Source organism: Agarivorans albus (assembly GCF_019670105.1).
Lineage (GTDB): Bacteria > Pseudomonadota > Gammaproteobacteria > Enterobacterales > Celerinatantimonadaceae > Agarivorans > Agarivorans albus.
Map to the genome: position 1 here is coordinate 1087690 of NZ_AP023032.1, position 24678 is coordinate 1112367.

Below are 24678 nucleotides of genomic sequence, written 5' to 3' on the forward strand. Positions count from 1 at the left end.
ATTTGGTCTAGTTTGTAGCAGTTTTAATCCTCGATAATTTTCCAGCGCTTAAGTCTGTGCTAGCTTAAGCGCCTTTTTTCTTTATAGCGAGCTACGTTGCGGTACCGCTACGTTAGCAAATAAAATCCCCGCCACAATCGACATGAAAATCAAAAATGTTTGCGAACCAATATTGGGGATGCTCACCATTGACTCACCTAAAACCAATGAATTTAAGCTGATATAAGCCTTACTACCCGGTACCAATAATACTATGCCTTGCAGCAATACCACCGATGCCGGAGACTTGGTTAACTTGGCAAATAGGTTTGCATAAACACCCACAATAAATGCCCCAACAAAAGGACCTAATGCTTCGCCTAGGTAGGCGCTGCCAGCAAAGGCAGCAGCATAGGCAATCACTCCCGAAAGAATGCCCCAAGGTAAATCTTTAGCGCGTACTTTAAATACCACGCTAAGGCCTAAGGATAACAACACCACACCTAGCCACTTAATCCACCAGGTGCTAACAAAGCTAGATTGAAGATCAACCTGCCCCCAAATTAGAGCACCAAAGGCCATGCCTAACACCGCGCCAAAATAGAGTTTAAACAACACCATAATGCCGTCCATTACCCTTGCCGTACCCGATATTAGTTCGCGTGCTGCTAACTCACTTAAACCAAGGGTGAGCGATAAACCAGGAATGAAAATAATGATCGCCGAAAGCACCACAATGGGAATGTTTACGTCTGGCACAAACTGAGAAATAGCCACGGCCACAAAGGAGCAGAGCAGCGCAGCTACCGGCTCTAAGGCTTCATGTACTCCTTTAGAGTGCTCGGCGCGATAAGCCAAATAAAATGAAATACAACTAAGCAAGCTCGACCAAATAATGGTGCTCCAATTAGCCGACATTAACATAGCAAATGCGCCGCCAGTAATGGCAAAAGCCAAGCAAATTACCCAAGGAGAGTGTAAGGCTGGCTGATTGGCCATTTGGTTTAGCCGCTCTATGGCCTCGGCCAAACTGATTTCTTCTTCGGTTACTTTTTTAACCAGTTGATTAGTGCGGGCCAATAAACCTAAATCGATTTCACCGGGCTTTACTCGCATCACATAGTTATATTCTTGAGTATCGTCTGGTGCCCAAAGTACAAAAGTGAGTGAGGTAGGAGTAACTAAAAAATAGCCATTTAGGCCTAAGGTCTCAGCGACATTACTTAGGTGTGACTCTAAGCGAAACGCCGGCGTACCATATTTATGTAAGGCCTTGCCTAGCCTGATAATGAAATTACGTTTTACTTCAAAGCTTGATTGTTTCAATGCGGGGGCTAATTCTAAAAAGCGGATGCTTAATTGTATCTCACAGATTGGCATTTGGTGTAGTTGTCTTAAGATAAAAAACTCCTGCCGGCGTTGTAAACAGAGAAATTTTCCTATTTTTTAATGAAATAGCGTACAGAATCGGCCTGATCATTTATCATTTACAGTTAGCTAATTATTCTCACGTGCTGTCTCGGAGGACACCATGGCCGCTGGTAAATATTTACGTTGGAAAGACGAAAACGGTAACGAGTTTCGCCCTGTTTCAATATCTGGTAACGCATTACTTAACGATCGTACTTTAAATAAAAGCTCAGCTTTTAGTTTTGAAGAGCGCGAAGCCTTTAATTTGGCGGGCTTGTTGCCTCCTAAGCCGCAAACCTTTGAAGATCAATTAAAGCGTGTTTACCAAGGCTTTTTAAGTGCTTGTAGCGACATTGAGCAATACCAATACCTGCGCGCACTTCAAGACAGAAATGAAACCTTGTTTTATGCATTGGTATCTCGCCACATCGAAGAAATGGCGCCGATTATTTATACCCCAACAGTGGGTAAGGCCTGTCAGGAATTTAGCCATCGCTATCAAAAAGACCGCGGGTTATACATTACCGCAGAGAATGTCGATCAAATGGGTGAGATGGCGCGTCACTTCGCCGGTAAAGATATTAAGATTATTGTGGTTACCGACAGCCAAGGTATTCTCGGCCTCGGTGATTTAGGTATTGGTGGCATGGGTATTCCTATTGGTAAATTGTCACTGTATACCTTAGGCGCGGGTATTCACCCTGCACGTTGTTTGCCGATTGCGCTTGATGTAGGTACCGATAATCAAGACTTACTCAACGATCCAATGTATTTAGGTCTTCCGCAAAAACGGATGCGTGGTCAAGAGTACCAAGACTTCATCGAGAAGTTTGTGGCGCAAACTAAGCTGCACTTCCCTGAAGCAGTGTTGCAATGGGAAGACTTTAGTAAGTCTAATGCCTTCGATAACCTATCTAAGTATGAAGACGAATTGCCATCATTTAACGATGATATTCAAGGCACCGGTTCCGTGGTATTGGCTGGCGTGATTGGCGCTACTAAGATTAAAAATGAAACCCTTGGTGAGCAAGTTTACGCTGTGTACGGCGCAGGCGCCGGCGGGGTAGGTGTTGCCGACCAAATATTTGCTGGCTTGCTTAAAGAGGGCATTAGCCACCAAGAGGCACGTGATCGTATTTTCATTCTAGACTCACGCGGAGTGGTTTTTGATAACCGTGAAGATCTTGATGAATACAAAAAACGTTACGCTAAGCCATTTGAACTAGCCCAAAACTGGACGCTAGCCGAAGAAGGCAAGGCGAGTTTGGGTGAGCTTATCGATAATACGCCGGTTACCGTATTATTGGGTTGTAGTGGTGTAGGCGGTGCATTTAAAGAAAGCCACGTGAAAAAGATGCTGGAATACACCGATCGCCCGATGGTATTCCCGCTATCTAACCCAACAGACAACTGTGAAGCCCTGCCAGAAGATGTATACAAGTGGACCAATGGCCAAGCTATTGTGGCCACCGGTAGCCCCTTTGACGACGTAGATTACAACGGTAAAAACTACCGTATTGGTCAGGGTAACAATGTGTTTATCTTCCCAGCGGTTGGCCTTGCAACCATTGTTTCTGGCGTGAGCAAAATCACCATGGAAATGTTTACCACAGCGTCATTTGCTTTGGCTGAGTATGTATCTCAAGAAGACTTAGACAGCGGCTGTGTATTCCCAAGAATGCGTGAGCTAAAAGAAGTTTCTGGCTTTGTAGCTAAAGCGATTTTAAAGCAAATTCAAGAAACTGATCCGCAAGGCTGTTTGAGTGGTAAAGACATCGACCAAGAAATTGCCGAACATATGTGGGAGCCTATTTACCTGCCATATCGCAGAGTTTAAGGCCTTAACAATAAATTAGCTGTTAAGAATAAAAAGGAGCCAATGGGCTCCTTTTTTGTGTGAAGAGTGGATGTAGGGTTTAGCCTTAGTTAGCAGTAATTTCCCATACTGTTAATGACCCACTTACTTCGTTACCTACCAACAACAATGGTTGGCTGGTTGGGCTGTTATCGGCGGCAACAAATACCAAGCTTTCTGGGGCTAAGTCACCAATACCATCATCAACGCTTAAACCTTCTGTTAGGTCACGGTTAATTACGTAGGTTTCGAACTTGCTGTTGTAAGGGTTAGTTACGTCGTAAACCATAATGCCGCCCATGCGCTCTAAACCAATAAAGGCGTAGGTTTTGTCGCCAACAGTGCCAACTGTTAGCGCTTCAGGCTCAGCGCCTTTGTTTTCTGAGCGAGAATCGCTTTCGTTCTCATCATCACCGTTGTTAAAGGCATTGCCGTGAAGCGCTGCAGTGATGCGACCAATTTCATCACCAGAATCAAACACGATTAAACCATTTTGATCCCATACGGTGAACGAGCGAGCACCATAGGCTACGGCAGTTTCATACTCGCCATTGCCGTCGGCATCGCCCAGTACATTAGTTACGCGTAGGTCATCAATCTCGCCGCCGGCTTGCAGTGCTTCTAGCTTAGAGCCTGCTTGGGCGGTAAGGTTTTTAAGTTTTACTTCTTCAGTAAAAGCTAAGCAACCATCGTCTTCATCGTAGTCTTGACCACCCGCAGCAACACAGGCAGCTTCGTCGGCTACATCAAAGAAATACTCACGTGCATCACCTTCGTTGGCAGTGATGAGGAACGGCGCACCATTCCACGAGAAAGAAGCAATAGTGTCTGGCATGTAAGCGCCGTATAAGCCGTCGTATTGGCCAAAGCTCACTGTGCCATCTTCGTTCCCGTCAAAGTTTAACCCTGACCAATCTTTATATCCCAAGCCGATAATTTGCACGCTGTTATCGCTTAAATCTACAAGTGCTAAGCCGTTGTTTTCTTGAAGCGTTACATAGGCCATGTCGTTGCTGGCGGTAATGTATTCAGGCTCTAAGTCTTGTGCAATAGTGGTGGCAATCACTTGGCCGTTTAAAGTACGACCACTTGGGTTAGGGAAGTGCAGCCCTTTAGCTTCAAGCTCACTTTGCATGCCGTTAAAGCTAGTAAAGTCGATGATAGTGGCGCTAGTCGCTGGTGTTCCATCAGTTACGCTAATGACAGCAATTGTGCCTTCAGGATCGTTGCTGTAATCGCCGCTTGGCTCACCTTCGTTAGCCACAATTACTTTGCTGCCATCAGGCGTGAAAGTAACCATATCTGGCAAGTTTCCTACTTCAACAGCACTTAGGAATACTGGAGTGCCAGCGTTTAAACCATTGTAGAAAACAATGAAACCATTGTTGGCTTGCGCGTCGGCTTCAATGGCTACTGCCATTAAATCATTATGCACGGCAATGCTGTTGGCTCCGCCCAGAGCAACGCCATTGGCTTCGGTTGGTAAAGTTAGTGGGGTTGCGCTTAGGTTAGTATCGCTAGTTGGAGCACTTAATTGCTCAGAGCTAAGGCCAGAGGCATCAATCATCTCAACCGTTGCGTCAGAGCTATTAATGGCATAAATAGTTTGAGTAGCAGCGTGGTATTGCAGGATCTCTGCAGCACCGTCTGGGTTTAATACTGCACGACCAACCGGATTAAGCATGATGCTGCTAACAGCATCTGCACCAGGCTCACCGTTTAAACCATTTTGACCATCGTCACTACTACACGCTGTTAATGTTAGGCTAGAAATTACTGCCAATGAAACCAAGCTCTTCTTGAGCATCATGTTATATCCCTATAAATAGTTACAAATCGAAGGGCATTTTGTGTACTCAATGTGACTTTACGATGACGAAAATATGACAATCAATGAAATATTCCAATAAGGTAACGCGTGAACTTAAGCCTGAAAAATGTAGCGGTTCCTGCTGTATAAGTAATTGAATCTAAGAACTATTCTACCTGATCTATTTCACGCTTTAGTTTGATAAAGGTGGAACGATTGTGCTTTTCGTTTGATCTAAGCAAATTTGCCAGCCGTAACCTTTCTCGAAACCTACGCAACTTAAGCTTGAAGGAAAGAGACAATGATTAAACGAATTGCAAGTGTATTTACTTTGATTATCACAACAATGACATTCTCGATGTTGGCTCAAGCTGGTCATCACGGCATGAAAAAGGACATTGTTGATGTAGCCGTCGAGAATGGCTCTTTTAATACTTTAGTTACCGCTGTGAAAGCCGCTGGATTGGTTGATACCTTAAAGGGAGATGGGCCTTTTACTGTGTTTGCTCCTACCGATGAAGCCTTCGCAAAATTGCCTGAAGGAACCGTGGAAATGTTACTCATGCCTGAGAACAAAGATAAGTTAATCGCCGTGCTTACTTACCATGTTGTAGCTGGAAAAGTCATGGCAGCCGATGTAGTTAACATTGATAGCGCTACAACCGTTCAAGGAGGAATGTTAGCTATTAGTACTAGCGGTGAATCGGTAATGATTAATAACGCAAAGGTAGTGGCTGCAGACGTAAAAGCTAGCAACGGTGTGATTCATGTTGTCGACACCGTATTGTTACCAAAATAGGCGTATCGGCAGGGCATAAATTAAACCCTGCCTAGTTTCTGGAATAAAGCCGCTCTTAAAGGTTTGCTAAACGCTGCTTAGCTTTTTGACCACTTGATTCATGGTGTAGTGAACAAACTGAGCGCCTAATTCGGTGAGTTGATAGGGTTTGGTTTCTTCAAAAGCAGATTCTAAGAGCGGGCTTGCTGGTTTTCTAACTTTACCTTTGCTTGACTGTTTTACAAAGTCGCCCTCATAGGTGGTTTCTCTAGTTTGCCTAATCACTCCACCTGCACTTAAATCTCTAATAAGCAACTTAAACAGATCGGCTTCTGCGCTATCTTCACGTGGCATTTCTTCACTTACCGACTGCCAAATGGCTAATCGGGTTATTCCCTTGCTTTGGTAAATAGCGCGGATCACCTTAAAGTGGATTTCGTGGTATTTATCGAGCCAGTCATTAAACAAGCGAATTTGGTCATCAGGGCAAAGAGGAGAAGCCGCAGCGTTAGATATTAGGTTCACCACGTAATCACGTTTTTCTTGTGTTTCTGCAGCATCCCAAGACTTAAACGCTCTGCGTATTAATGCTAAATAGGCGTCTGATTGAATCCGAGATTTATTGGTAGCATGCACCGACTCTAATCGATACGCCATTTCATCTAGAGTTAACATCAGTTGGTTAACTTTTTGCTGGTGGATTTTGAGCCATTCTTCATGCAGTTCGTTAACTCTACCTTGCTCGTTTTCTCCATGAATGGAGGCGCTGCTTGCCAGTACTTGGCCAACCCAAGGTATCGCCGACATGGCATTAGCAACAATGCGGCAATACTTAGTCCATTGGCCTCGATCTTTTAAAATGGCCAATTCGTAAGCAATAAACTCTTCGTTTCTTTCTTCTAGAGGCTTGTTTGTGTCTTCCATGACGAAACCTTGTAAGCGCTAAGTATTAATGTGGAATAACAATGGCTTGCTAAACCAAGTGCTACTTTGATTTCTTCTTTGTTTTTTATCAATAGCTAAAGGTGATTTTGTTAACTCAGTTCAAGATTGAGTTTCTAGCAGAAGCAGGGCAACATAAGCGGGTTGTTTCGTAATTGGAGCATCAATAATTCTCAGGGCGGGGTGCAATTCCCCACCGGCGGTAGTTAGTGTGTCGTTAGCAAACGAGACAGTAAAAGCCCGCGAGCGCCCAACAGTGGTTGGGGTCAGCAGATCTGGTGACTTAACTTAATGAGTTAATAGTCCAGAGCCGACGGTAATTTGCAGCGTAGCTGTAATAAGTCCGGATGGAAGAGAATCTAGTATCACTTAGTTGCTTTATATTGTTAAAGCAAAGTACTTGGCTGTGGCTGAGCACTTAGTGATGCCGATAACAACGTCATTCCTATTGGTGTGGCGCTATTCCTGTGTGCCCTGATTCTGGAAAACTTAATGTTGTACCTTAAGGAATTAAACCATGAATCAGTCTCTACTTGCCGAATATGGCAATCCTATTGAACGTGTTAACGCCGCACTTAACGCTTTGCGTGATGGCAAAGGTGTGTTGGTGGTTGACGATGAAGACCGTGAAAACGAAGGCGATTTAATCTTTGCCGCCGAAACCCTTACTAATGCTCAAATGGCCATGTTGATCCGTGAATGTAGCGGCATTGTCTGTTTATGTTTAACTGACGATAAAGTTAAACAGCTCGATTTACCCCCTATGGTTAGTGATAACTCTAGCCAATTTGGCACCGCGTTTACCGTAAGCATTGAAGCCAAACAAGGGGTCACCACAGGGGTGTCGGCTGCCGATCGCGTTACTACCATTAAAACTGCCATTGCCGATAACGCTAAACCCAGTGACTTAGCCCGGCCTGGCCATGTTTACCCCTTGCGTGCCCAACCGGGTGGAGTATTAACCAGGCGAGGACATACCGAAGGTACGGTAGATCTAATGAGCTTGGCGGGCTTAAAACCTGCCGGAGTATTGTGTGAAGTGACCATGCCAGATGGCACCATGGCGCGTCTTCCTCAGATCGTTAACTTTGCCAGGCAGCATGCCATGCCAGTGTGTAGTATTGAAGATATTGTGGAGTATCGCAAAGCGTTAGTTAGCAAGGCTAGCTGAGCTCAAATTGTATAAGAGGCTTAAGGGCCTCTTTGTTACTTGGCTTTCCTTTCCCTTTTCTAAGTACATTGCGATGCGCGACGAATATTTCCAACGTAACTTTGCAGCCAAGTTTACCTTTACGCGCGCAGCTAACTCTTCACTCCAAGTTAAACATATAAGCTAAATTAATCTTACTATTTACCTCTATCACATATATTGCGCTTACTTATTTAGCTTATTTTTACACTGTGTTTATATACTATTGATATATATCTTTTTATTTCCATTGCCGGAGAACTATTTATAGGGAGGTAAAGCAATGAGCAATAAATTGGCATGCCTTGTCACTGCGCTTTTGGCCTTTTGGATGCTGGTTGGATGTTCTAACAACAGCACAAAAGACTGCGATAACGTAGCAGGTACTTGGCAGTTAGTTGTTGATGTTGATGATTACGAATGCAACGGTTTAGGCCAACGCTATAAACAAGTATTTGAGGTGTCTCAGAATCAATGTCAGTTAAGTATAGAAGGAGGTAGTACCGGCATAATAAGCCAGGGAAAGATTACTTGGACATCGCCTAGTACTGAAATAGACGGTGGGACGCTTAGCTACTCCTCAGCCTATAGCGAAGTAAACAACAAAGAAATAACTGGCGCTTATGATTGGCAATGGAGTAACGACAGTTTCAGTTGTTCTGGTACTGTCACTGCTAAAGGGCATATCTTAACAGAGCAACAAGCTGCTAACGCTAAATTGGGAGAAACTGCCATACAGCTTGAGCATCCCTTACTTTCCCCCAGCGAGAATACTGTTGCTCATACTTTTACCGTGGAAGCAAAAAATGCAAGACAGGTTTACTTAGCCGGAGAAATGAGTGATTGGCGAAGTAAGGTGCTTGTTATGCAGCCAAGCGAAGCAGACCACTGGTCTATCACCTTGTACTTAAAACCAGGGGCATGGCAATACAAATTTGTGATAGACGGGGTGTGGGTGGCCGACCAGCAAAACCCGCAATCGGTGCCCGATGGCTACGGTGGCGTTAATTCTGTATTTGTTATTGGCGAAGAGGATGCGCTGTTAATAGCTCAGCCAGGGATTACTCATGGCAGCATTGTTGAAGCCGAGTTTAAGAGTGACAGCTTAAATCAAGCCAGCCCATATGCCGTGTACTTGCCGCCTGGTTACCAAACATCTAAGCAAGATTATCCAGTATTGATGCTATTGCATGGTTATGGTCAAGATTATAAGCAGTGGGTTATAGACGGTAAGATTCAACACTTAATGGATAACATGATTGCCAATAAGAGTATTGAGCCGTTTATTGTGTTAATGCCTTCTGCAGGAACTAGCTATTACAAAGGGCAGCATGAAAGTTTCATTATGCAGGAGCTGCTGCCTCATGTTGCTGAGCAATATAAAGTTAAAGCAGGGCCTGATTATAGAGCTATTAGTGGCATATCAATGGGTGGCGCAGGTGCGTTTTATTTAGCGCATAAGTACCCAAAGCAATTTGGCCTTTCGTTGCCGCTTAGTGGTTATTTTGATATGGAAATGTATCCCAGTTTTAGTTGGCAAAACTTCACGTTAGATGCTGAACTTACTCTGTTTTGTGGAGAAGATGACTCAATCAGTTACCCTTCTAATCAACGTTTAGTTGAACAACTTAATCAGCAGGGAGTTGAGTTTTCTTACTTGACCGTTGAGGGAGGGCATACTTGGCGTTATTGGAATAGTATTTCAGAACAAGTGCTTAAGCAGGTATCATCGTTTTTCGCACGATAAAATAAAAGGGGCCCTAAGGCCCCTAATCGATTTATGCGTTTAGTACTATTGTTGTTTTGTAGGTGTAAACACCTTTTTGTCAGTATAGACAAGTTGTGACAAAAGTAACTCGCAATATGCTTATTTCAGGTGGTTTTTCCAAATACTGTGATCAGCATACTACCCAAGGGGTAGTATGTCGTGGTAGAGCTTTTGCTCTATTGTTGTAAGTGCTTATTTTTAAAACACTAGAAGCGTTCTGGTCCTGCTGGTTTATTACCCAGAATATCATCCACTTGCTGCCAAACTTGCTGATTTAAGCTGCTGCTGTTGGTTAGTGCTTGCAAGTTATCTTCAAGCTGTTCCAGTTTAGATACGCCCAAAATCACGCTGCTTACATTGGGAGTGCGTAAACACCAGTTTAAGGCCAAGTGGTGTAATGGCATGTCTAGTTGCTGGGCGAGCTGGTTTAGCTGGGCGATTTGCTCAAGTTTGTTGTTTTCACCAATTAACATGTCGCGCAACCATTCATAGCCAGGCAAACTTAAGCGGCTATTCTCTGGCACCCCATTCAGGTATTTGCCAGTGAGCAAGCCACTCGCTAATGGAGAAAAAATAGTGGTGCCTAGTCCAGTTAAAGAATAAAGCGGCAGGTACTCGGCTTCTACTTTGTCACGAACCATCATGTTGTATTGTGGTTGCTCCATTACTGGGGCATGTAAGTTTTCGGCTTTAGCCACTGCCCATGCTTCGGTAATTTGTTGGGCGCTCCACTCCGATGTGCCCCAATACATTACTTTGCCTTGGCTAACCAAGTCATGCATAGCTCGCACAGTTTCGTATATTGGCGTATCAATATCTGGGCGGTGGCAATAAAACAAATCTAAATAATCTACTCGTAATCTGGCCAGAGCAGCGTGGCAAGCATCAAACACATGTTTGCGGCTTAGACCTCGTTGGGTGGGCTTGTCGCCTCCCCAAAATACTTTGCTAGACACAACAAAGCTGTCGCGTGACCAGCCAAGCTGTTCGATGGCTTGGCCCATTAAGCGCTCACTTTCACCGCTTTCGTAGCCTTCGGCATTATCGTAAAAATTGATACCAGCATCATAAGCCCTTGCCATGATCTGCTTAGCCGCTGATAAATCCACTTGTTTACCAAAGGTTACCCACGAGCCTAAGCCAAATTCACTAACTTGCAGGCCGCTGCGGCCTAAACGACGATATTGCATATTACACCTACTTAAATAGAGGAAATTGGCACCAGTATAGAGCGTAGCTAAAGCATGAAAAAAGATCGTAAAAGCAAAAATACTGTTTGATATAACATACAAACTCTAATTTTTGAGTATTATTGTTTACAACTAAACGCGTGGATGGGTGATAGTGTCTAAGAATCATAAAAAGTTGGAGCGCTTGTTGCTGTTTTATGAAGTTGCTCAGCATTTGAGCTTTTCTAAAGCTGCTGAGCATTTAGCTATTTCGCGTAGTTATTTGTCTCAGCAAATTCGCAGCTTGGAGCAAGATTTACAAACTCAGTTATTAATACGAACTACCCGTAAGGTGCGCTTAACGACCGAAGGGCACAAAGTGTTTGTGCAAGCGCAAGCTATGCACCACGGATTGTTAGACCTAGAGCGCGAGCTTGAACACAGTGGTGATAAGGTTGCAGGTATCTTGCGCTTAACCGCTCCAGCGGCCTTTGCCGATAGCTTCTTGGCCGATGTGTGTTATCAGTTCTCGCAGCGTTATTCAGAAGTGAGCTTTGAAATTGATGTAGGCCACCACTTAGAAGATTTGCACGAACGAAACTTTGATTTGGCCATTAGGGTAACCACAAAGCCTCCAGAAAACATGGTGGCACGTAAGCTTATGCCATATTGCCATTGGGTGGTTGCCTCACCTGAGTACTTATCGGCTAACGGACAACCCACTCAACCCAGTGATTTAGCAAATTTGCAGTGTTTAGCATTTCCAAGTTGGCGCAATTGGCAGTTTGTAAAAGCAGGGAAAGTTGAAGAAATTGAAGCAAAAGGGCAGTTTGCGGTAAACGACAACAATATTTTGATTAAGGCTGCACTAAATCATCAAGGGGTCACTAGGGTGCCTGAGCATTTGTTGTGGCAATTAGTCAGAGAGGGACGTTTGCAGCGTGTGCTTAGTGACTACCAAGTAGAGCAGCGGCAGGTGTGGATGCTTTACCCACCTAAAATTGAACACTCTTCTCGCTTGCAGCATTTTGTGGCTTTTTTGCAGCAGTACCTTAGCCAAGTTAGGCCCTAGATAGCTTATGGCCAGATTTGTGTTTTGCTTTTAGCTGCGGTGCTTATGCGTTTTGTGAACAGTGGTTTTGAGGAGGACTCAAAACCACTGTTAGATGAAGGTTTAAGCGACGTTTTTACTTAAACCTTTATGGCTTTGCTTTAAGACAAATTCAATTTTTCGCTGTTCCATATCTACTCGAGCAATGGTTACCGAGATGGCTTGGCCAATGCTATAGCTTTTACGGCTGTTTTCACCAGTTAAACGTTGCTTGTTGGCATCGTAATGGTAGAAATCGCCTTTTAAAGCAGAAATATGAATACTGCCTTCAACCTGAGTAGCAGGCAATTCTACAAACAACCCAAAGCCGTTTACGCCACTTACAATGCCTTCAAAGCTCTCACCCACTTGGTCTTGCATGTATTCGCATTTAAGCCAAGCATCAACATCCCAGCTGGCTTCATCGGCGCGGCGAGATACTAACGAACAATGCTCTGCCAACATCAACATTTGCGCGGTGTCGTAAGGATAGCTTTGTTCAATGGTTAGTGGCGTAGCACCTTTTAGGCGCTGCACAGGATCAAACCCTTTACCACTTAGGCTCTTAAGGGCACGCTTCATGATGCCACCAGACTCTTTGCTGCGAATGATTGAGCGAATAGCGCGATGCACCAATAAGTCGGGGTAGCGGCGAATTGGAGAGGTAAAGTGAGCGTAAGCATCAAAAGACAAACCAAAGTGGCCTTCGTTTTCTGGGGTGTAAATGGCTTGGCTCATAGAGCGCAGCATCACCGTTTGAATAATGCTGGCATCTTCTCGCTCACTAATGCTGCTTAATAGCTGGTTATAATCTGCTGGGCTTGGCTTGTCGCCGCCCGCAAGGTTAAGACCTAATTCGCCTAAAAAGCTACGTAAAGCGCTTAGTTTTTTCTCTTTTGGCCCACGGTGTACCCGGTATAAGGCGGGAATGTTTAACTGCTCTAGAAAACGAGCTGTAGCTACGTTTGCACACAGCATACATTCTTCAATTAGTTTATGAGCGTCGTTACGTACCAGTGGCACTATGCGTTCAATTTTACGTTGCGGATTAAACTCAAACTGACTTTCGTTAGTTTCAAAGTCAATAGCGCCACGTTTTGCCCGTGCTACCTTCAGCACTTGATATAAGCTATGTAGCTGCTGCAGGTGCGGTAATACTTCGGCAAACTGCTGAGTGAGCTGCTGTCCCTCGTTGCTATTTGCGTCTTCTAACATAGTGCCTACTTGGCTATAAGTAAGGCGAGCATGAGAGTGTATAAGCCCTTCACAAAACTGAAAACTGGCTAACTCACCGGCGCTGTTTATGGTCATGTCGCACACCATTACTAAGCGGTCAACGTGAGGGTTTAACGAACACAAGCCGTTGGATATCGCCTCTGGCAACATCGGAACGACGTGCCCAGGAAAGTACACCGAGGTGCCGCGTTTTTGGGCTTCTATATCTAAGGCACTGTTAGGCTGAATGTAGTGTGATACATCGGCAATCGCCACCAGTAAGCGCCAGTTGCCGTTGCTTAGCGGCTCTGCATACACAGCATCGTCGAAGTCTTTGGCATCTTCACCATCAATAGTGACAAAAGGCGTTGCGGTGAAATCTACTCGGTGTAGTTTATCTCGCGCGGCCACTTCTGGGGCTAATTGTTTGGCTTGGGCTAGTGCTTCTTCAGGCCATACAAAGGGAATATCGTGGCTACGGATCGCAAGGTTGATTTCCATGCCCGGCGCCATAGGATCACCAATCACTTCACTAATATGGGCGATGGCATTGTCACGTTTATGTGGGTAGCTAATTAGCTCTGCAGTCACGTATTGGCCATGCTTAGCACCTAAGGTTTTCTCTGCTGGTATTTCAATGATCTGGCTAATTTTTTGGTTGTCTGGCTGCAGGCTAAAGTGGCCATTGCTTTCAACCAACTTACCAATGATTTGCTGGGTGTTCTTTTCCAGTATTTTAATCACTCGCGCTTCTTCACGACCGCGATTATTAAAGCCATTTGGCAGCGCTTGAATAAGGTCGCCATCAAATACTTTGCTCATTTGCGAGCTATGTAATACAAAGTCGGTGTCGTAGCCTTCACATTTTAAGAAGCCAAACCCTTCACGGTGACCGATCACTTTACCTACCAAATACTCACTGTCGTCTACTGGCCAGTAATTGCGTTTACGGTCGCTATGTAATTGACCATCGCGGCTCATCGCAATTAAACGGCGGCGCAGGGCTTCTAGATCGTTTTCACTGTCTAGGTTTAGGGCTACCGCTATTTGTTCGCGGTTAAGTGCTTGGCCTTGCTGATCGAGCAGCGCAATAATCGCGTCGCGGTCGGGAATGGGATTAGCATATTGTTGCTCTTTAGAGCTTGAGTGTTTACTCATAGTTATTGTTCTCTGTTAATAGGGCCAATAACCTTGCTCTAGGGAAATCATGAAATGTTTTAAGTATGCAGTTCAGATATAACTCTCAAGGTTGTTAGGCCTGGGCGCTTGCTTTAAAGCAAGTCGCTAAAATTTGTTACTTGCTGGCGCCATTAGCTGGCCTTGCAAGTGATGTAGTTGGTCTGACTTATAAGCCGCTTATGTGACACATAGATGACAGACAATCATATAGTTGCCGAAAGGCAAGATTGGAAAAACAAGCTTGAATTTAAAACGACGAAACGAAGGTTAAAAGAAGGCAACCTTAAAGCGGAGTTCAAAAAATAGACTGAATTTCTAATGGCCGCCACTTTATAGACTTGTGGCGGAAAGTCAACTTTTGTCGCTTTAAGACCTATCGCCTATTGTTGAAACAAGCTTGGGTGAGCAAACTGCACTAGTGCCAGCAGCATGGCATGCACATAGTTATCTTCGCGGGTTGCTAAGCCATTGGTGAGTAGTCCAATGGCGCCGCCTTTTTGCTTAATATTCTTAGTATTAAACAGTTTGTCCATTAGTGGGCCAAGTTCCTCACCTTGCTCTAGCGCTTGATAAACGCTTGGCGGAAGGGGCATGTTGGCCCCACGCCCTACCGAAAGGTGCTCACCACGTGCGATTGCCACATAAGCAAACGTAGCGGGGCCATCTTCAAACATATCCACACCACCCTCAATTGCGGCATAAAAATCGGCAGTTTGGTACTGCTGGCAGTAACGTAGGCGATTTACTGCACCATCGCGAGTCTGCTGAGTGGTTATGGGTTGTTCGGGTACTAGAGAGGGAGCGTCAATGCCTTGGCAGTCAATCTCTGCATCTGGGTAATACATCGCGAGGGCTTTAGCAACTGCTCGCACTTTGACTGGGTTACGCGACCCTACCACTACTTTAATACTTTGCTCTGACATGTTTACTGTTCTTCAATTTAGTTGGAAAAGGCGAGGCCCTGATTTAGCAAGTGGCCAAGTTATATAGCCAGTTGCTCGGCGATGCTGCCACATGCCACTCGTGAGTCGATGATTCGGCCATCTCGCTGTGGATCGCTACCGGGGCGAATGTCCCAGTTTAACTGGTACTTTTGATTGATCATTTGCACCAGTTGGTAGAAAGACAAGCCTTGCTCATTACCGCCTACATGATATATCCCCGGTTTGGCTTGCTTAGCCAAAGTGACTAAGCACTGCATGCTATGTTCAACAAAGGCCACGGCTGGTAACCACTCGGTGCTAGCAGCCAAGTAACCTTTCTCAGCATGCATATCTCTAACATGTGTAAGTAGGTTATCTTGCTCGAAGTTGTCGAACATTTGCCAGCCTAGGCGAGCAATAATGGTATTGGGGTTAGCGGCAAGGGCTGCCTGTTCACAGCTTATTTTGTATAGCCCATAATCATTTACCGCATCTGCGGGATGCTCTGGGGTGAAAGGGCCGGTGCTCTCTGGGTTAAATACACTTTCGGTGCTGGTAAATAGCATTGGAATATTTTGTTCACCAGCAATGCCAGCCAGACAAGCCAGCCACTCTTCGGGCCCTGTAGCTAAGTGAAATATTGCATCGATGTGGTTGCCGCGAACATAGCCTAGCTGCTGCGCGCGGTTGGTAATGTCTAGCTCTTGGCGATTAAAGCCATGTACTGCAATGCCTTGCTTGTCTAGCGCTTGTTTAAGGTAAGGTGCAAGTCGACCATTTAGACCGGTTACTAATACGTTTTGCATTGCATAATCTCATCACTTTCTAAGAAGTGGCTATTATGCGGTCAGACGGCGTTAAGCGCTAGAGTAGGGCAAATTTAGTTAGCCAGTATTTGTTCTACTTTGTCTTCTTGTAGCCAGCTAATGCAGTAGCGAATAGAGCCGGAAGGTGGGACATTTTTAGCGCCAGCTTCAGCTTCGGCGTATACCGCTTCAAAGTGTTCGGTAGGTAGTACGCTGTACTGGTAGAACACTTCCATTTCTTCGCGTAAGCCATTTAGCGTGGCGGCCGGAGTGGGATCGATTTTGGCTTGAATGTGGTACATGCAAGCGGCAAAAGCATAGTTTTTAAGCGCAGGAAGCTCAGAGCTATCAATGCTTTCATTGGCCACACTGGCTTGAGAACTAAGTAAAATAACAGCGGCACTAACTATGTGTTTTAATTTCATTGTTACCTTATATATCTAATAGCAATTGCCGTTAAATATGATTTAAATCCATTTACTGTGGCCCAAAAATTATCCCAAGCAATGATACTTGTCAAACTAACAAATTGAGATTTTAGGCTTGAAATTATTATTTAATTCGTCATGTAAATTTTAATATTTGTGGTTTGTTAATAAACATGATCGCTTAAAGTATGCTTATTAACATTAATGCTAAATTATGAAATCGTTTACTTGGCGTTAGTTTTAATTGACTGAAATTTAAAGATTTATGTTTAAAGTATGATGTTTGGCTGCTTTTCACAGAATTTGCGTAAATAATAGCCACTTAAACTAACAATTAAATAAAAATAACCCTCTGTTGAAATCGATGTCATTTTTATTATTTACTGATTACATAATTAATTTCCTGATACTCAAGAAGTGAAAATGCTGTCATTTTTACGTCTGCTTTATATTGTGAGTTTTTTCACAAAACTGTCGCAGATTGCACTGCGGAAAATAGCTGGTATAAAACGCAGAAATTACTTTTATCAATAATTGTGAGAAGAAAAATGCGTAATGTTTTAATCAGCTCAGTTGCACTAGTGTTCGGTTTAGGTCTTAGCGTAACTACAGTTGCTGCCGAACAACCAAGCAGCAAGCCAGCGCTTAGCGAATTCGATAAAAATGCAGAGTATTACAATAAAAGCCTAGTAAAAGATGGCTACCGCTTTGGTTGCCGTGTGCACGACGACAACGGCAAATGCACTAAGTTACAGTGGAAGAAACTGTAATAAATAAGCGGGCGAGCTTAACGCTATTAAGCTCGCGCTAAGGCTTGCTGTAAGAGAATCTTTGCCTGTTCGCCAACAATTTTGATGGCTTGCTCTATGCGCTCACTGGGTTTGTTGGCGTAACTTATGCGTAAACAGTTTTGATATTTGCCAGCTGCAGAAAACAAGCTGCCAGCCGCGATACCAATGTTAAACGGCTTTAAGTTTTCGTTTAGCACCAAGCTGTCGATTGACTCTGGTAACTCTACCCACAAAAAGAATCCGCCTTTAGGAAAGCTCATTTTACTGCCGCTAGGAAAGTAGCGCTGTACCCAATGGAGCATCAAATCGCGCCTTGCTTGATACTGCTGCTTTGCCAGTCTGAGGTGTTTTTCGTAGTGCCCTTGCTCGATAAAATCGGCCACTGCCAGCAGGGGTAAGCTGTTAGCGCCCAGTGAGGTAACAAATTTTAAGTGAGTGAGCATTTGCCCATAACGGCCAGGTGCTACCCAGCCCACACGCAAGCCTGGGGCAATGGTTTTAGAAAACGACGAGCAAAACAACACTCTATCTTGGCTATCGTAGGACTTTAAACTGCGCGGGCGAGGTGTTTGGTAATAGCCGTCGCCTAGAATGTCGTCCTCAATAATGGCGAAATCGTACTTCTCGGCCATTTTAAGCAGCTTTAGTTTGTTCTTTTCGGGCATCACATAACCCAAAGGGTTATTAGATGTTGGGATTAGTTGCAGCACTTTGATTGGCCACTGCTCTAGAGCAAGTTCTAGGGCGGGCAAACTTATGCCGGTTTCTGGATGGGTTGGGATCTCAATAACTTTCAATTGGTTAGATTGAATCGCCTGCATCGAGCCATAAAAGTTGGGTGAATCAATCGCCACAATATCACCAGGCTGGGTGAGTGCTTTTAAACTTAACGATAGTGCTTCCTGGCAACCGGCGGTAATTTGGATGTTATCGGGATGAATATGACAACCAGAGTTCTGCATTAGGCGAGCAATTTGCACCCGTAACTTAAACAAACCATTGCCTTTTGAGCAGCTAAAAACTTGTTTGCTTTGATACTTAATATTGTCGCTAAGTAAGCGCTGCAATGGTTTTAAACTGCTTAACTCTGTATCAGGTGAGCCTCTGCCTAAGGCGAGAAAGTGACTATTGCTTTCTGTCATCATAAGCTCTAACACCGCTTGCCAATTGTCGATCGGCACAGGGCGTTGCTCTGGTTGGCTGGTTTCTGGCAGCTGTGCGGTGCTTGGAGGTTGTTGAACATAATAACCCGACTTGAGCTTACTGCGAACAAAACCGGCATCTTCTAACAATCGATAACTCTCTTGCACCGTAGAAATACTTACCCCTCTCGCCTTACTCATCTCGCGAATAGAAGGCAGCTTTTGGCCAACCGGGTAATAGGCTTGAGAGATTTGTTCCTTAAGTTCTTGTGCAAATTGCTCGTAGAGGGTCATTGGCAACTCCTTAGCCAAAACATCGTTCATTAATAACACAGAGGAATACAGTTAAGCAAAGTTGCGTAGCAAAGCAGTACAGATTGAACATTAACAAGCATTACAGATAGCTATTTGCGGCATCTGTAATGGAAAAATTCTTATATTCTGAATCTGTAAGCTTGCTTGTTCAAAATTTAAGCTAGAGGGGTAGCTGATTAAAACAAGGAGCGGAATATGCAGATACAAGTTTCTTTCCATATGGGGTTTCATGCACTGATTAAGCGCCTTGCCCTGTATCGAGCACGTCGCCGCAGTCGCAGAGCTTTGCTAGCCTTGAATGACGAGTTGCTCAAAGATATTGGTTTAAGCCGAGCGCAAGCCTTAGCTGAAGGCAGTAAACCTTTTTGGCAAGCAGGTAACGCTGGGCGTAGCCATAGTGACAAAAATAATCGGCAAAGCAGCGGGCATAAGTTTACTCAAAAACTAAAGGCTTAAGCGATGCTAGGCAGCTTTGTTACTTTAGCTGCCTTATCTCTAGGTGTTACGCACGTGCGTAAAGCTAACGGTACTGACACCACAGTTAATAGATTTACATTAAAGCCACTTTTCCTCTATGGTTTAGCCTTAGCAGAGAGATTTTTTCAAGGATGTTATGCGCTTGCTCAGCGCAGTAATAGTGAATCATCATCTGCTTGTTACCCTTCATGGAAGAAAGGAATAAATGTATGAGTAAGGTGTTATCTAGCAAACTGGCTCGTTTAGGCATCATATTGTTGGTGCTGCTAGTGGTGTATTTATTGATGCTACTAAGCAGTGACAAGGTGAAGAGCATTACCGATGCCTTAACGCCGCCTAATTTGCCCGAGCTGCAAGTTGTTCACCAAGATGGCTCTTGGCTAAAACAGTATTGGCCAGAGCAAAACTGGGGCAGCAAAGGTGATTATGTTAGTGATGATGCTAGGAAGTACCATCACATTTCCCAAGGTACTCGCACCATTCCCATTCCTTACCAATGGTTTGTGAGTTTAGAGCAACCCAGCGGCTCACTTTGGTCTTTGCTGTTGCTAAACGGTTTTTCTGATAATGGCTTGCTTTCGGCAAACGAGTTTTTGCTGCGTTTTGGCTTTATTCGTTCACAAGTTACTGAGCAAAATCCCGATGGTTTACCTATTGGTTTTGCTCGCACCGATTCCGTTAATTTGCCTGGTTATCCAACCCGTACCGCGGGCATTGGTTTTACTTGTGCGGCTTGTCATACCGGCCACTTTATTCATGGGGAAGGGGAGAACAAAACCGAGTATGTGATTGATGGCGCTCCCGCCACCACCGACTTAAGTTTGCTTACCGAAACTTTAGCCGCTGCGCTGGGGCAAACTTTGCTTTCGAGTAAGTTACCCATTTTAGATGGGCGATTTGACCGCTTTGCTCGCCGAGTGCTTGGTGCTAGTTATAGCCCAGCCAACAAGCTGTCTTTGGCTGAAGAGTTAGCCAGCATTGTTGCAGCTAGCGAAGGGCAGCAAGATGTTATTCAAGTAAACGAAGGCTTTATGCGCTTAGATGCGCTAAACCGCATTGGTAACCAGGTATTTGCCGAGAACATTAATCGCCGTGAAAATTACCACGCGATAAATGCGCCAGTTAATTATCCGCATTTATGGAGCGCTTCTTGGTTTAACTGGGTGCAGTACGATGCTTCAATTATGAGCCCGCTGATTCGCAATGCGGGCGAAGCGATGGGGGTAAATGCCTACGTGGATATGCAAAGCGCTATGGATGACAATCGCTTTAGCTCGTCAATCCCAATGCAAAACTTAGTGTGGCTAGAACACTTTCTTGGTGGCGAACAACCTAGCCAAACTAAGGGCTTTTCCGGTTTACAGCCACCTAAGTGGCAATTTGGCCCAATAGATCAACAAAAAGCCGAGCTTGGGGCATCACTTTATCAAGCTAAGTGTCAGGGCTGCCATTTACCGCCCTTAGACAGCCAAGAGATTTGGCAAGAGCAATACTTTTCACCGATTGTTTATCATCAAAATGGCGAGCAAAAACAAACCGCAGAAAAAGTACTGCAACTTAAGCTTATTGATTTGTCGCAAGTTGGGACCGATCCTGCTCAGGCAAATGTATTGGCTACTCGCACCTTAAGCACGGCTGGAGTAAGCAATGTAGCTGCTGCGAACGTGACTCCAGGTTTAGGCATTGATGAAACAATTTGTGGCGAAAACCCTAACCAGCTTTATGGCAGCCAAATGGTTGGCGCTAACTATTGGAAGAAAAATAACGCTGCGAAGAAAAAAGCAGCCCAGCTGGTGGACTTGCCGGTAAACGATAGCGGCGAAGTATTATTTGGCTTAGCGCTGGGCGCCATAGTGCAGGAAACCGTTAACGCTTGGTTTAAACAACAGGGCGTGAGTGATAAAGCCCTACAAGCTGAGTTTGAAGGAGGACGCCCCAACTGTATTCGAGTCACTTCTGGCTATAAAGCTCGCCCACTGAATGGTGTTTGGGCTACTGCGCCATTTTTGCATAACGGTTCTGTAGCAACATTGCGTGATTTGCTTTGCCCAGAGGGAGGCGAGCGTCCTAAGTATTTGCAGTTGGGTAACATTGGCTATGACGCGGTGAATCTAGGATTACAGCAGCCTGAAGGTTTTGAAAAAGTGGCTAACAAAGCGCTGAGAAAAGGTCAGCAATATACCGCTGAAGGCTACTTTATCTTAGATACTTCAATACCGGGTAATCATAACAGTGGCCATCACTTCTCAGATTTATACGATCCTGGTAAACATTATTTGGATCAACCTAAAGGGGTGATTGGCACTGCCTTTGATTCGCAGCAATGTGACGCGATACTTGAGTACCTAAAAACGATCTAATCTATGTAGGTGCTTATGATTGCACTTAGAACTCTGTATTGTTCTCAATAAAAAAGGGCCCTCAGGCCCTTTTTTTATAAGCATTGGATTTATAGCGCGGCGTTTAGGATTTCGCGGCTAACCTCTAAAGTAATTTTTTTATCTTCACCTAAAGCCACCATTTGGTGTTGCTCTAACTTAGTCAACAAAACCTCTACATCGCTAGCGCCTAGTTCGATGTCACTTAAGCGCACTGGAACTTGCATGCTACGGAAGAAGGCTTCGGTAGCGGCAATCGCTTGATCGATGCGTTGCTGCTTGTCGCCTTCGCTTATGCCCCAAATACGTTCTGCGTATTGCAGCAATTTGTCGGCTTTTGCTTCACGGCGAATTTTCATTACCGCAGGTAAAGTTATCGACAAGCTACGTGCGTGGTCAACGCCATAAGCGGCGGTTAACTCGTGGCCCAACATGTGGCTTGCCCAATCTTGCGGCACGCCAGCACCAATTAAGCCGTTTAAGGCCATGGTGGCTGCCCACATAATGTTAGCGCGAACCTCTAAGTCTTTGCTGCTCTCTTCGGCAAGTGCTTTTGGGCCTTCTTCAATTAAAGTGAGTAAAATGCCTTCGGCAAAGCGATCTTGGATTTTGGCGTTTACCGGATAAGTGAGGTATTGCTCCATTACGTGAACAAAAGCATCTACCACACCATTGCTTACTTGGCGGGGCGATAAACTTAAGGTTACGCTTGGGTCTAAAACTGCAAACTTAGGGCGCACTGCTAGGGCATAAAAAGGTAATTTAGTGCCGTCACGGGTGACCACTGCTGCTGGGTTGGTTTCTGAGCCAGTGGCTGGCAAGGTGAGCACTGCTCCTAATGGCAAGGCTGTATCAACCGGGTGTTGCTTGGCAATAATGTCCCAAGGATCATCGCCTTGGTAACAAGCTGCAGCAGCGATAAACTTGCTGCCATCAATTACCGAGCCACCGCCTACAGCAAGAATGTAGTCAAGCCCTTCCGCTTTAATTTGTTCAACAGCACGCATAAGCGTGTGATAGCTAGGGTTAGGCTCGATGCCCGAAAACTCAGACCACTGGTGATTTTCTAAGGCCTTTGCAACTTGGTCATAAACGCCATTGCTTTTGATTGAGCCTCCACCATAGGTGACCAATACTTTGGCATCCGCCGGGATTTCGTTAGCGATGGTAGCTATTTGCCTCTCGCCAAAATGGATTTGGGTACTGTTTTGGAACGAAAAATTTAACATCATATTTCCTTCAATTAACTAGCTTGGCGATTAGGCCAAGTGTTGTAGTACTTTTTCTGCAGCCATTTCTGAAGATGCCGGATTTTGACCGGTAATCATTAAACCATCTTGAATCGCAAAAGGGTTCCAGTCGGCTACTGCTTGGTAATCTGCACCGCGGGCTTTTAACTCATCTTCTAACAAAAATGGCACCACCTCGGTAAGTTGTACTGCGGCTTCTTCACTGTTGGTAAAGCCGGTTGCTGCTTTGCCTTTTACCAGTAATTGGCCATCGGCTTGTTTTACATTTAGTAAGGCTGCGCTGGCATGGCAAACTGCTGCAACTGGTTTGTTTTGCGCAACAAAGTTCTCTAGTAGTGAGATAGATTGTGGGTTGTCGGTGAGATCCCACAATGGACCATGACCACCGGGGTAAAACACCGCATCGTAATCACCAGCATCTACGTCGGCGAGCTTAAGTGTAGTGGCTAACTGTTGTTTTGCAGCGTCGTCTTGGTCAAAGCGGCGAGTGGCATCGGTTTGAAAATCAGGGAGCTCGCTATTTGGGTCTATGGGTGGTTGGCCGCCATTAGGTGATGCTAAGGTGATGTTTGCTCCAGCATCTAAAAACACATAATAAGGGGCGGCAAATTCTTCTACCCAAAAACCAGTTTTGTGTTCGGTATTACCCAGTTGGTCGTGAGAAGTTAGAACCATTAGGATTTTCTTAGCTGTGCTCATTGGTGCATTCCTTAAAATTGATGAGTAACTATGCGATCTCGCAATAGCAATGCACCTAGTGTAGGTGGGTAAGCTCATTCCAACAATGCAGATTAAATAGACATGATTGGTAGAATAATTGATACAATTAGGAGGTGTTTTAAAAGAGAGATAGAACAATGAGCGTTAGCTTTGAACAGCTAAAAAGTATGGTGGTATTTGCACAGGTGGTGGAGCAGGGCAGTTTTAGCGCTGCCGCAAAGCATATTGGCATTACCCGCGCGGTGGTTAGTTACCACATCAAAAAGCTGGAACAGCAACTAGGGCTTAGCTTATTAAATCGCTCAACCCGAAGTTTGCATTTAACCGAGGCTGGCGAGCAATACTATCAGCGCTGTCATAACATTGCCGAGCAAGCTAAAGCCGCAAATTTACAGATAGAAAACCTTAAGCAAGAGCCGGAAGGTTCGCTGAAAATTTCTTGTCCGGTAAACGCTGGCCTACAAACTATAGTGCCAGTGATTAACGAGTTTCGCCGTTTGTATCCCAAGGTGAATATCGAGCTGGTATTAAGTGATGATGTGGTAAATATTATTCAAGATGGTTTCGACTTAGCCATCCGCGGAGCAGAGCTTAACGACTCTGGTTTGCAAGCCGCCAAGCTAACCACCTTAAGTACCTGCTTATGCGCTGCCCCAGAATACTTAAATAAGCATGGCCGGCCGACTAAACCTGCAGATTTAGATGCCCACCAATGGGTTATTTATACCGCAGGCTCAAGTACCTTACAGCTAAGCAAAGGTTCTCGTTCTTTTAGCATTAAAACCAAAGGTGGCATGAGCACCAATAATGCAGCAGTGCGTACTGCCTTTATTGAAGGTGGCCATGGCCTGGGCCGTGTTCCCTTGTACGACGCCTTGCCAAAAATACAGGCCGGAAAGCTAGAAGTGCTTATGGCTGATTATCAATTACAAGATATTGATGTGTATTGTGTTTTTCCTAAAGGCTCGGCGAGTTCTAAGAAGTTGCGTTTACTCATCGATTACTTAAAACAGAGCCTAGCAAAACAAGAATCGCTGCGAGCGCGCTAGTGATTGAAGTTACAT

Annotated in this window: 20 protein-coding genes and 1 riboswitch; of the genes, 9 read left to right on the top strand and 11 right to left on the bottom strand. The window is 44.8% G+C overall.

The window, feature by feature from the left end; genetic code table 11:
- Nucleotides 1-81 precede the first annotated feature (81 nt).
- On the bottom strand, nt 82-1305 hold the full coding sequence (locus K5620_RS05070; RefSeq protein ID WP_040306848.1) for a threonine/serine exporter family protein: 1224 nt from the start codon (nt 1303-1305) through the stop codon (nt 82-84).
- A gap of 205 nt (nt 1306-1510) precedes the next feature.
- On the opposite strand from K5620_RS05070, the gene K5620_RS05075 reads away from it, so the two are divergent.
- Nucleotides 1511-3226 carry an NAD-dependent malic enzyme gene (locus tag K5620_RS05075; protein WP_016400307.1) on the top strand — a complete coding sequence of 572 codons (1716 nt, stop codon included), beginning with the start codon at nt 1511-1513 and terminating at the stop codon, nt 3224-3226.
- Between the two features lie 85 nt (nt 3227-3311).
- Here the strand turns inward: K5620_RS05075 and K5620_RS05080 are convergent, their stop codons facing one another.
- Complete coding sequence (locus tag K5620_RS05080) at nt 3312-5054, bottom strand: choice-of-anchor I family protein (RefSeq protein WP_016400306.1); 1743 nt, start codon at nt 5052-5054, stop codon at nt 3312-3314.
- A 301-nt stretch (nt 5055-5355) separates the two neighbouring features.
- Between K5620_RS05080 and K5620_RS05085 the strand changes: the two genes are divergently transcribed.
- Nucleotides 5356-5853 carry a fasciclin domain-containing protein gene (locus tag K5620_RS05085; RefSeq protein ID WP_016400305.1) on the top strand — a complete coding sequence of 166 codons (498 nt, stop codon included), beginning with the start codon at nt 5356-5358 and terminating at the stop codon, nt 5851-5853.
- A 66-nt stretch (nt 5854-5919) separates the two neighbouring features.
- Here K5620_RS05085 and K5620_RS05090 read toward each other — a convergent pair whose 3' ends face one another.
- The gene (locus tag K5620_RS05090) at nt 5920-6756 is read right to left on the bottom strand and encodes a hypothetical protein (RefSeq protein ID WP_016400304.1); all 837 of its coding nucleotides are present in this window, start codon (nt 6754-6756) and stop codon (nt 5920-5922) included.
- Between the two features lie 183 nt (nt 6757-6939).
- Nucleotides 6940-7137: riboswitch (FMN riboswitch) on the top strand.
- A gap of 154 nt (nt 7138-7291) precedes the next feature.
- Between K5620_RS05090 and ribB the strand changes: the two genes are divergently transcribed.
- Both ribB and K5620_RS05100 read left to right on the top strand, forming a co-directional pair.
- Nucleotides 7292-7945 (top strand): 3,4-dihydroxy-2-butanone-4-phosphate synthase, encoded by a 654-nt coding sequence (ribB, locus tag K5620_RS05095; RefSeq protein WP_016400871.1) that lies wholly within the window; start codon nt 7292-7294, stop codon nt 7943-7945.
- A gap of 301 nt (nt 7946-8246) precedes the next feature.
- On the top strand, nt 8247-9710 hold the full coding sequence (locus K5620_RS05100; protein WP_016400872.1) for an alpha/beta hydrolase-fold protein: 1464 nt from the start codon (nt 8247-8249) through the stop codon (nt 9708-9710).
- A 227-nt stretch (nt 9711-9937) separates the two neighbouring features.
- On the opposite strand, the gene K5620_RS05105 is transcribed toward K5620_RS05100, so the two are convergent.
- Nucleotides 9938-10921 carry an aldo/keto reductase gene (locus K5620_RS05105; protein ID WP_016400873.1) on the bottom strand — a complete coding sequence of 328 codons (984 nt, stop codon included), beginning with the start codon at nt 10919-10921 and terminating at the stop codon, nt 9938-9940.
- 154 nt (nt 10922-11075) lie between these two features.
- Between K5620_RS05105 and K5620_RS05110 the strand changes: the two genes are divergently transcribed.
- Nucleotides 11076-11972 carry a LysR family transcriptional regulator gene (locus tag K5620_RS05110; protein ID WP_040306961.1) on the top strand — a complete coding sequence of 299 codons (897 nt, stop codon included), beginning with the start codon at nt 11076-11078 and terminating at the stop codon, nt 11970-11972.
- A gap of 102 nt (nt 11973-12074) precedes the next feature.
- On the opposite strand, the gene rnr is transcribed toward K5620_RS05110, so the two are convergent.
- From rnr to K5620_RS05130, 4 genes are all read right to left on the bottom strand, one after another.
- The gene (rnr, locus tag K5620_RS05115; protein ID WP_016400875.1) at nt 12075-14363 is read right to left on the bottom strand and encodes a ribonuclease R; all 2289 of its coding nucleotides are present in this window, start codon (nt 14361-14363) and stop codon (nt 12075-12077) included.
- Nucleotides 14364-14764: 401 nt separating this feature from the next.
- A complete protein-coding gene (gene yjjX, locus K5620_RS05120; RefSeq protein ID WP_016400876.1) occupies nt 14765-15307 on the bottom strand; it encodes an inosine/xanthosine triphosphatase in 543 nt (180 codons plus the stop codon).
- 59 nt (nt 15308-15366) lie between these two features.
- On the bottom strand, nt 15367-16113 hold the full coding sequence (locus K5620_RS05125; protein WP_016400877.1) for a sugar nucleotide-binding protein: 747 nt from the start codon (nt 16111-16113) through the stop codon (nt 15367-15369).
- Between the two features lie 74 nt (nt 16114-16187).
- Nucleotides 16188-16538, bottom strand: coding sequence for a hypothetical protein (locus tag K5620_RS05130; protein WP_016400878.1), 351 nt, complete (start codon nt 16536-16538; stop codon nt 16188-16190).
- Nucleotides 16539-17089: 551 nt separating this feature from the next.
- On the opposite strand from K5620_RS05130, the gene K5620_RS05135 reads away from it, so the two are divergent.
- Nucleotides 17090-17311, top strand: coding sequence for a hypothetical protein (locus K5620_RS05135; protein ID WP_016400879.1), 222 nt, complete (start codon nt 17090-17092; stop codon nt 17309-17311).
- Nucleotides 17312-17337: 26 nt separating this feature from the next.
- On the opposite strand, the gene K5620_RS05140 is transcribed toward K5620_RS05135, so the two are convergent.
- A complete protein-coding gene (locus K5620_RS05140; protein ID WP_016400880.1) occupies nt 17338-18768 on the bottom strand; it encodes an aminotransferase-like domain-containing protein in 1431 nt (476 codons plus the stop codon).
- A 216-nt stretch (nt 18769-18984) separates the two neighbouring features.
- Between K5620_RS05140 and K5620_RS05145 the strand changes: the two genes are divergently transcribed.
- Nucleotides 18985-19245: a DUF1127 domain-containing protein gene (locus K5620_RS05145; protein ID WP_016400881.1), complete on the top strand. Its 261-nt coding sequence runs from the start codon at nt 18985-18987 to the stop codon at nt 19243-19245.
- A gap of 230 nt (nt 19246-19475) precedes the next feature.
- Complete coding sequence (locus K5620_RS05150; protein WP_016400883.1) at nt 19476-21626, top strand: di-heme-cytochrome C peroxidase; 2151 nt, start codon at nt 19476-19478, stop codon at nt 21624-21626.
- An 89-nt stretch (nt 21627-21715) separates the two neighbouring features.
- Here the strand turns inward: K5620_RS05150 and K5620_RS05155 are convergent, their stop codons facing one another.
- Together K5620_RS05155 and K5620_RS05160 are read right to left on the bottom strand one after the other, a co-directional pair.
- Complete coding sequence (locus K5620_RS05155) at nt 21716-22873, bottom strand: iron-containing alcohol dehydrogenase (RefSeq protein ID WP_016400884.1); 1158 nt, start codon at nt 22871-22873, stop codon at nt 21716-21718.
- 30 nt (nt 22874-22903) lie between these two features.
- Nucleotides 22904-23593, bottom strand: a complete 690-nt coding sequence (locus tag K5620_RS05160) for a type 1 glutamine amidotransferase domain-containing protein (protein ID WP_016400885.1) — start codon at nt 23591-23593, stop codon at nt 22904-22906.
- A 158-nt stretch (nt 23594-23751) separates the two neighbouring features.
- Here K5620_RS05160 and K5620_RS05165 point away from each other — a divergent pair, with 158 nt between their 5' ends.
- The gene (locus K5620_RS05165) at nt 23752-24663 is read left to right on the top strand and encodes a LysR family transcriptional regulator (protein ID WP_016400886.1); all 912 of its coding nucleotides are present in this window, start codon (nt 23752-23754) and stop codon (nt 24661-24663) included.
- Nucleotides 24664-24678: the final 15 nt, after the last annotated feature.

Coding starts and splice junctions, on each gene's coding strand:
- K5620_RS05075 (WP_016400307.1), top strand. CDS start 1,511: ATGGCCGCTGGTAAATATTTACGTTGGAAAGACGAAAACGGTAACGAG.
- K5620_RS05080 (WP_016400306.1), bottom strand. CDS start 5,054: ATGATGCTCAAGAAGAGCTTGGTTTCATTGGCAGTAATTTCTAGCCTA.
- K5620_RS05085 (WP_016400305.1), top strand. CDS start 5,356: ATGATTAAACGAATTGCAAGTGTATTTACTTTGATTATCACAACAATG.
- K5620_RS05090 (WP_016400304.1), bottom strand. CDS start 6,756: ATGGAAGACACAAACAAGCCTCTAGAAGAAAGAAACGAAGAGTTTATT.
- ribB (WP_016400871.1), top strand. CDS start 7,292: ATGAATCAGTCTCTACTTGCCGAATATGGCAATCCTATTGAACGTGTT.
- K5620_RS05100 (WP_016400872.1), top strand. CDS start 8,247: ATGAGCAATAAATTGGCATGCCTTGTCACTGCGCTTTTGGCCTTTTGG.
- K5620_RS05105 (WP_016400873.1), bottom strand. CDS start 10,921: ATGCAATATCGTCGTTTAGGCCGCAGCGGCCTGCAAGTTAGTGAATTT.
- rnr (WP_016400875.1), bottom strand. CDS start 14,363: ATGAGTAAACACTCAAGCTCTAAAGAGCAACAATATGCTAATCCCATT.
- yjjX (WP_016400876.1), bottom strand. CDS start 15,307: ATGTCAGAGCAAAGTATTAAAGTAGTGGTAGGGTCGCGTAACCCAGTC.
- K5620_RS05125 (WP_016400877.1), bottom strand. CDS start 16,113: ATGCAAAACGTATTAGTAACCGGTCTAAATGGTCGACTTGCACCTTAC.
- K5620_RS05130 (WP_016400878.1), bottom strand. CDS start 16,538: ATGAAATTAAAACACATAGTTAGTGCCGCTGTTATTTTACTTAGTTCT.
- K5620_RS05135 (WP_016400879.1), top strand. CDS start 17,090: ATGCGTAATGTTTTAATCAGCTCAGTTGCACTAGTGTTCGGTTTAGGT.
- K5620_RS05140 (WP_016400880.1), bottom strand. CDS start 18,768: ATGACCCTCTACGAGCAATTTGCACAAGAACTTAAGGAACAAATCTCT.
- K5620_RS05145 (WP_016400881.1), top strand. CDS start 18,985: ATGCAGATACAAGTTTCTTTCCATATGGGGTTTCATGCACTGATTAAG.
- K5620_RS05150 (WP_016400883.1), top strand. CDS start 19,476: ATGAGTAAGGTGTTATCTAGCAAACTGGCTCGTTTAGGCATCATATTG.
- K5620_RS05155 (WP_016400884.1), bottom strand. CDS start 22,873: ATGTTAAATTTTTCGTTCCAAAACAGTACCCAAATCCATTTTGGCGAG.
- K5620_RS05160 (WP_016400885.1), bottom strand. CDS start 23,593: ATGAGCACAGCTAAGAAAATCCTAATGGTTCTAACTTCTCACGACCAA.
- K5620_RS05165 (WP_016400886.1), top strand. CDS start 23,752: ATGAGCGTTAGCTTTGAACAGCTAAAAAGTATGGTGGTATTTGCACAG.